This is a genomic window from Craterilacuibacter sp. (genome assembly GCF_051659485.1).
Lineage (GTDB): Bacteria > Pseudomonadota > Gammaproteobacteria > Burkholderiales > Chromobacteriaceae > Craterilacuibacter.
This window is the reverse complement of the sequence record NZ_JBOFOO010000012.1, coordinates 1-6,769: the sequence shown is the minus strand read 5'-3', so window position 1 is coordinate 6,769 and position 6,769 is coordinate 1. Positions and strand designations below refer to the sequence as shown.

The following is a 6,769-nucleotide window of genomic DNA, read 5'->3' as shown; positions in this document are numbered from 1 at the left end:
ACATCAGTTGCTGGCACCGATTGCCGACAGCGGCGTATCAATGAGCAAGTTCGAGTCGCGCCCGTCGCGTGCCGGGCTATGGGACTATGTGTTTTTTATCGATCTGGAGGGCCATTGCAGCGAGACGCATGTGGCAGCGGCGCTGGAAGCGCTGCGTGCACGCGCGTCCTACGTCAAGCTGCTGGGCTCTTATCCGCAAGCGGTTATCTAAGTGTGCTTGCTTTATGTTTCCTTGCCCTGGCGGTGACGCGGGGCAGGGCTGTCTGATTTGTCATTAAGTGGTACTCATGAAGTCTATTCAGTCGATTTGTCTGTTTTGTGGTTCACGCTTCGGTAAGCGTCCAGAATATACCGAAGCCGCACGTGCTTTTGGCACCGAGTTGGGGCAGCGCGGCATTACCCTGGTGTACGGCGGCGGTAATGTCGGACTGATGGGGGTGGCGGCTGATGCCTGTCTCGCTGCCGGCGGTAAAGTGATAGGCGTGATCCCCGAGTTTCTGAAGTCGAAAGAGGTTGCCCATCTGGGGCTGAGCGAGCTTCATATCACCGACAGCATGCATGCGCGCAAGGCGAAGATGGCCGAGCTATCGGATGCTTTTGTTGCCTTGCCCGGCGGCTTCGGTACTTTTGACGAGCTGTTCGAGATTCTGACCTGGGCACAACTGGCGGTGCACGACAAGCCGGTGGGCTTGCTGAATGTAGCCGGCTTTTTCGATCCCTTGCTGGCCATGACGCAGCACGCAGTGGATGAAGGCTTTGCCCGTCCGGAAAACCTGTCGCTATTCGTGGCTGAAAAGCGGCTGCCCGCCTTGTTTGCTGCGCTGGAAAACCACCAGCCGCGCCACACCCTCAAATGGGTGGATGCCAAAAACGGTTAAAACCTGAACCCTGCCACACGTGCGGGGGTCGATAATAATCCAACAAGAGAAACCATCATGAATCTGGCTGAACTCGCTCCCGATTATATCCGTGCCATCGCCCCGTATCAGGCCGGCAAACCCATCTCCGAGTTGGCGCGTGAAATGGGGCTGGATGAGGCTGCCATCGTCAAGCTCGCCTCCAATGAAAACCCGCTGGGCCTGCCGCCCAAGGCGCGGGCTGCGCTGGAGGCGGCGGTATCCGAGCTGTCGCGCTATCCGGATGGCAACGGCTTTGAGCTCAAAGCCGCGATTGCCGCCAAGTTCGGCATGAATCAAGAGCAGGTACTGCTGGGCAATGGCTCCAACGATATTCTCGAACTGGTTGCGCGCACCTTTTTGCGCCCCGGTGACTCGGTGGTGTTTTCCGAATATGCTTTTGCCGTCTATCCGCTGGTAACGCAGGCCACTGGCGCGCGCTGTATTGAGGTGAAAGCGCGCGACTATGGTCACGACCTGGATGCGATGCTTGCGGCAATTGAGCCCTCTACCCGGCTGGTGTTTGTCGCCAACCCCAATAATCCGACCGGTACCCTGATCAAGCCCGGTGCCCTGCTGGAATTTCTGGAGGCGGTGCCGGCGCAGGTGCTGGTGGTGCTGGATGAGGCGTATACCGAGTATCTGGCGCTCGAACTGCGTGCCGATATTGTCGGTTTCCTGTCCCGCTTCCCCAATCTGATTGTCTCGCGTACTTTTTCCAAGGCCTATGGTCTGGCAGGCTTGCGGGTTGGTTTTGCGCTGGCCAGCAGCGAAATTGTGGCCATGGTCAATCGTGTGCGCCAGCCATTTAATGTCAATGCACTGGCACAGGCGGCAGCGACAGCGGCGCTAGTCGATGATGATTTTCTGGCGCGGGCCGTCGCGGTCAATAAGGAGGGGATGGCGCAGTTGACCGAGGCTTTCGTGCGCTTGGGCCTGCCTTACATTCCGTCTTTTGCCAACTTCGTGACCTTCCATGTCGCTGACGCGGCAGCGCTTAATGCCTATCTGTTGCGTCATGGTGTGATCGTGCGTTCGCTGGCACCTTACAATATGAAAAATAGCCTGCGCGTGAGCATAGGCTTGCCGCAGGAAAATGCCCGCTTTATCGAGGTACTGGAAAGCGCGCTGCTTTAAACAACGCTTTGGGGCCGGAAATGAAACGGGTGGAAACTGCATGATTATCGTGATGGCCCGCACTGCGGGCGAAGGTCAAATCGCCGCCGTGGTCGGCAAGATCCGCGCCCACGGCCTGAGCGAGCATGTGTCGCGCGGCACCGAACGCACCATTATCGGGGCGGTCGGCGATGAGCGGGTGTTGTCGGCCGATATGTTCGAGTTGATGGACGGGGTCGAGCGTGCCATGCGCGTACTCAAGGACTACCGGCTTGTCGCGCGTGAGGTGCATGGCAGCGACAGTATCGTTCATGTGCGCGGCATCCCCTTTGGCGGCAAGCAGTTGCAGATTATTGCCGGCCCGTGCTCGGTGGAAACTGCCGGGCAGATGGATCTGGCCGCTGCCGGCATCAAGAAAGCCGGGGCGCGTCTGTTGCGCGGCGGTGCATTCAAACCGCGCTCCAGTCCGTACAGTTTTCAGGGGCTGGGCGTGGCCGGGCTGGACTTGCTGCAAGAAGCGGGCAGGGCGCATGGCCTGCCGGTGGTGACCGAGCTGATGGATGTGCGCCAGCTTGATACCTTTCTCGAGTACGACGTCGATGTAATCCAGATCGGCGCGCGCAATATGCAGAATTTTGATCTCTTGAAAGAGGTCGGTCGCATCAACAAACCGGTGGTACTGAAGCGCGGCATGGCCGCCACCGTGAACGAATGGCTGATGGCGGCCGAGTACATTGCCGCCGGCGGTAACCATAATATTATTTTCTGCGAGCGCGGCGTACGCAGCTTTGAAACGGCCTACCGCAATATGCTGGACGTGTCGGCGATCGCGCTGCTTAAGCGCGAAACCCATCTGCCGGTGATTGCCGACCCGAGTCATGCCGGCGGCAAGGCATGGATGGTGCCGGCACTGGCGATGTCGGCCTTGGCGGCCGGGGCCGACGGCCTGATGATAGAAGTGCATCCACAGCCTTGCGAGGCCTTGTGCGACGCGGATCAGGCCTTGAATCCGCAGGAATTCGCTACGCTGATGGTGCAGCTGGAAATATTGGCCCGGGCACTGGGACGGCAACTTTAAACAGGGAGTGGGTATGGCTGCAGATGTGCATGTTTCGCTCAGGCAGATTGAGCGTTACCGTTTTGCCAACGAGTTCGGCCATGGTGCGGCTGTGCTGCTTAGCGACGAGCCACCGCCTTTGGGAGAGGATAGCGGACCATCGCCTTCCCAGTTGCTGGTCGCCGCTGCGGCCAACTGTCTATGTGCCAGCCTGCTGTTTGCCTTTGGCAAATTCAAGCAGGATGTCGCGCCTTTGTCGGCCGAGGCTAGTTGTGTGATCGGCCGCAACGAGGCCAGGCGTTTGCGTATCGAGTCGATCGAGGTAACGCTGCAGCTGGGGCAGCCCGCAGCAACGTTAGCCCAGGTCGAGCGGGTGCTGGCGACGTTCGAGGATTACTGCACGGTGACGCAAAGCATACGGCAAGGAATCACCGTTAATGTGGTGGTGCTGGATATGGACGGGAGCCGGCTCAAGTAAGCGGATGGCCGCATGATGATGAGCGGCCCGAAAGGGGCGTTTTTATTAGGATGCCCGTTTTCCTGGATTTGTATTTTTTTGTTTCAAGAATATTTATATTTGAGCAATTAATTAATGTTTAGTTGTTTTTAATAGCAATTAATGCAATTTTAGTAACTTGAGTTTGGCGTGAAGCCCGTGTGTATGTCTTTAAAATATAGGCATCCATTTGACGACAGACTTTTCTTATGCCCGCCGCTGCCAATTTAGCGTCCAGACTGACTTATCCCATGCTGGTGCTGGCCATTTTGATGTGGGCCAGTAATTTCATTATCGGGCGTGCGCTAGGGGCCAGCATCGGCCCGTTTACGCTGGCGCTGCTGCGCTGGGTATTGGCGCTCTTGTGTCTGCTGCCTTTTGCCTGGTCACGGCTGGGGCCTGCCTGGCCGGCAATCCGTTCGCAATGGAAGGTGTTGCTGTTTCTGGGGCTGTCGGGCATTGCCCTGACCAATACACTGCTATACATCTCGCTGCGCCATACCACGGCAACCAATGCCGTGGTGCTCAATAGCCTGACGCCGGTTATGGTGCTGCTGCTGGGTACGGTGGCAAGCGGGCAAGCCTTGTCGCGTAAGCAAGGCGCGGGGATGTTGCTGGCACTTGGTGGTGCGCTGATTATCGTGTTGCGTGGCGACTGGCTGGCGCTGGCGCGCTTTGAGCTGACGCCGGGTGACGCTGGCGTGGTGGCCGCCGGTGCGTGCTGGGCCTGCTATACCGTGGGTTTGCGCCGGCTTAAGCCGGGGATTGCACCGGTGGTGCAGATGGTGGTGCTGTTTGCCATCGGGGTGTTGGCCTTGTTGCCGCTGGCTTTATATGAAGGCTATGCCGGACGTGCGCTGCATGGTTTGACTGGCGGAGGGATGCTGGCGCTGGTCTATCTGGGCATCTTCCCATCGGTGCTGGCTTTTCTGATGTATAACCGCGCCATTGCCGTGATAGGCAGTGCGCGTGCCGCCAGCTTTCTCTATCTGATGCCGGCTTTTGGCGCCTTGCTGTCCATACTGTTTTTGGGGGAGCGGGTTTATGCCTATCATGTGGCGGGACTGGCCACCATCTTTAGCGGGATTGCTGTCAGCGCCTTGCCTACGAGCTTTTATCGCCGTTTCCTGTTTGAGTTCGGGCGTAAAGCGGCCTGATGCCTTACAATGGGCTACTTTGTAACGGGCGGCCTTGAGCTGCCCTTTTCAGTTGGAGTGGTTTCATGGAATCTGTCCGTATATCCAAGCGCCTTGCCGAACTCGGGCTGTGTTCGCGCCGCGAGGCCGACAGCTATATAGAGCAGGGTTGGGTCAAGGTGGACGGGCAAGTCGCGGTACTGGGGCAAAAAGTCACGGCCGGCCAGCGTATCGATCTGGATAGGCGTGCCAGTCAGGCACAGGCGCGCCGCGTCACCGTCTTGCTGAACAAGCCTATCGGCTATGTCTCCGGCCAGGCCGAAGACGGCTACGAGCCGGCCTATGTGCTGATCACCCCCGATAACCAGTGGAAAGGCGACCAAAGCGGCATCCGCTTTGCGCGCGAGCATCTCAAGGGCCTGGCCCCTGCCGGCCGTCTGGATATCGACTCCATCGGTATGCTGGTGTTGACGCAGGATGGTGTGGTCGCCAAGCATCTGATCGGTGAAAACTCTTCGGTCGACAAAGAATATCTGGTGCGTGTCTCTGGTGCGCTGTCTGCCGAAGGGTTGGCTCGTCTGAATCACGGTTTGGAGCTCGATGGCAAGAAGCTGTTGCCGGCGCAAGTCGTGTGGCAGAACGAAGACCAGTTGCGCTTTGTCTTGCACGAAGGCAAAAAGCGCCAGATCCGCCGCATGTGCGAACTGGTCGGCTTGCGTGTAATTGGGCTCAAGCGCGTACGTATCGGCAAAGTCATGTTGGGTGATTTGCCGGTAGGGAAGTGGCGCTATCTGGCTGCAGGCGAGAAATTCTGACAATAGGGGGCAGGATGAACACCTTGTGGCAGTGGATCACGAGCTTGCTGGGGCTCAATGACGACAAGCGCGAGCTGGATGATTTTATCCGCACGCTGGCGCGGGTGGCCGAGCCCAAAATAGAACTGTTGCCGGGCTGGCGTCGCAGCTTGTTGGTCGGGGCGCGCCAATCGCGTGCCTACGCCGAAAAGCTGGCGTCCGGCCTTGCCCCGGCGCTGGATTTGTCACCGCAAGGCTATAACGCCGACCGGCGGGTTGGGCTGATGTTTGCGAATCCTGAAGTTTTATATCAGACCCTCAATGGCAGTGAAGCATTGCGCGATTATTTCCTGCGTGCCGCCAATGGCGATGAAGCCTACGGTTTGCTGGTGATGCAGTGCCAGCAGAAGAGTCATTTCGGCTCGGCTTTGCGTAACGGCCAGTTGCTGGATGATGTTGCGCAGACGGCGGTCAGTTTTTCTGGCCACCGTCTGGTGGCGGTCTGCCGTAATGAGGCCGAGCTCAAGCTGGAGGCGGTGCAGCGCGCGTTTCATGCGCTGGCGACGGTTGCTGCGCGGCGTATCGAGCTGCAAACGGCACGCTTGCAGGCCTTGGGGACGGAGAAAATGCAGCTGGAGCTGAAGCTGGCGACCTTGTCGGGCAAGGCTCTTGTCGTGGATGCCACGCCTGAGAACGACCGCTTGCCCGATACGCGTGAAGCACTGCTGGCGTATCTGGCCGAAGTCAATCAAGAGCTGCAAACGCTCTCTGCGGTCGCCACGCTGGAGGGCAAGCTGGCCGAAGTGCAGCGGGTGAGCAATGCGCCCGAGCACTATCTTGCCGTACGTAGCGAGCAGCTATTCCTTGATCGGATGGGGATTGTGCGCTCGCCTAGCGAAGGCGAGGATGGTATTCCGCTGGATATCGAAACCATGACCTTTGGCCGTATCGAGCCGGTAGAGCGGGTGATTATGCCGGTGCGCATTACCCGTCAGGCTCTGGCTGCGTGGCGTGAGCGTCTGGCCTGAATCATTCGCTGGGCAGGAAAAAGACAATGGCGCCCATGGGCGCCATTGTCTTTTTTGCGTAGCAGGCTAAGGCTTACAGGTCGATGCGTATCAATGGAACCGTCATTTCTTCTGCGCTGACGCCACCATGCGCGCCGCGCAGCTTGAGTTTTTTTTCACCGGGCAGGGTGTCGCGCAAGGCGTAGCCCGGTTTCATCACCAGTGCGGCATCGCCGATGCGGCTTGCCAGCGCCGGATGATAAGGGG

At 58.5% G+C, this 6,769-nt stretch carries 7 protein-coding genes and 1 pseudogene; all 8 read left to right on the top strand.

Annotated elements, in window-relative coordinates:
* Nucleotides 1-211 (top strand): annotated as a pseudogene (locus ACRC1E_RS00360) (prephenate dehydratase); the annotation flags it as partial.
* 76 nt (nt 212-287) lie between these two features.
* Nucleotides 288-878, top strand: a complete 591-nt coding sequence (locus ACRC1E_RS00355) for a TIGR00730 family Rossman fold protein (protein WP_438513122.1) — start codon at nt 288-290, stop codon at nt 876-878.
* 57 nt (nt 879-935) lie between these two features.
* Nucleotides 936-2,033, top strand: coding sequence for a histidinol-phosphate transaminase (hisC, locus tag ACRC1E_RS00350; RefSeq protein ID WP_438513121.1), 1,098 nt, complete (start codon nt 936-938; stop codon nt 2,031-2,033).
* Between the two features lie 40 nt (nt 2,034-2,073).
* Nucleotides 2,074-3,090: a 3-deoxy-7-phosphoheptulonate synthase gene (gene aroF / locus ACRC1E_RS00345; RefSeq protein WP_438513120.1), complete on the top strand. Its 1,017-nt coding sequence runs from the start codon at nt 2,074-2,076 to the stop codon at nt 3,088-3,090.
* Nucleotides 3,091-3,103: 13 nt separating this feature from the next.
* On the top strand, nt 3,104-3,547 hold the full coding sequence (locus ACRC1E_RS00340; RefSeq protein WP_438513119.1) for an OsmC family protein: 444 nt from the start codon (nt 3,104-3,106) through the stop codon (nt 3,545-3,547).
* 227 nt (nt 3,548-3,774) lie between these two features.
* Nucleotides 3,775-4,722, top strand: a complete 948-nt coding sequence (locus tag ACRC1E_RS00335) for a DMT family transporter (RefSeq protein ID WP_438513118.1) — start codon at nt 3,775-3,777, stop codon at nt 4,720-4,722.
* A 65-nt stretch (nt 4,723-4,787) separates the two neighbouring features.
* Nucleotides 4,788-5,516, top strand: a complete 729-nt coding sequence (locus ACRC1E_RS00330; protein ID WP_438513117.1) for a pseudouridine synthase — start codon at nt 4,788-4,790, stop codon at nt 5,514-5,516.
* Nucleotides 5,517-5,530: 14 nt separating this feature from the next.
* Complete coding sequence (locus ACRC1E_RS00325; RefSeq protein ID WP_438513116.1) at nt 5,531-6,523, top strand: hypothetical protein; 993 nt, start codon at nt 5,531-5,533, stop codon at nt 6,521-6,523.
* Nucleotides 6,524-6,769 lie beyond the last annotated feature (246 nt).

What these genes read in the sequence shown, in the direction of transcription:
- hisC (WP_438513121.1), top strand. Translation starts at nt 936, where the DNA reads ATGAATCTGGCTGAACTCGCTCCCGATTATATCCGTGCCATCGCCCCG.
- ACRC1E_RS00335 (WP_438513118.1), top strand. Translation starts at nt 3,775, where the DNA reads ATGCCCGCCGCTGCCAATTTAGCGTCCAGACTGACTTATCCCATGCTG.
- ACRC1E_RS00325 (WP_438513116.1), top strand. Translation starts at nt 5,531, where the DNA reads ATGAACACCTTGTGGCAGTGGATCACGAGCTTGCTGGGGCTCAATGAC.
- ACRC1E_RS00330 (WP_438513117.1), top strand. Translation starts at nt 4,788, where the DNA reads ATGGAATCTGTCCGTATATCCAAGCGCCTTGCCGAACTCGGGCTGTGT.
- ACRC1E_RS00340 (WP_438513119.1), top strand. Translation starts at nt 3,104, where the DNA reads ATGGCTGCAGATGTGCATGTTTCGCTCAGGCAGATTGAGCGTTACCGT.
- ACRC1E_RS00355 (WP_438513122.1), top strand. Translation starts at nt 288, where the DNA reads ATGAAGTCTATTCAGTCGATTTGTCTGTTTTGTGGTTCACGCTTCGGT.
- aroF (WP_438513120.1), top strand. Translation starts at nt 2,074, where the DNA reads ATGATTATCGTGATGGCCCGCACTGCGGGCGAAGGTCAAATCGCCGCC.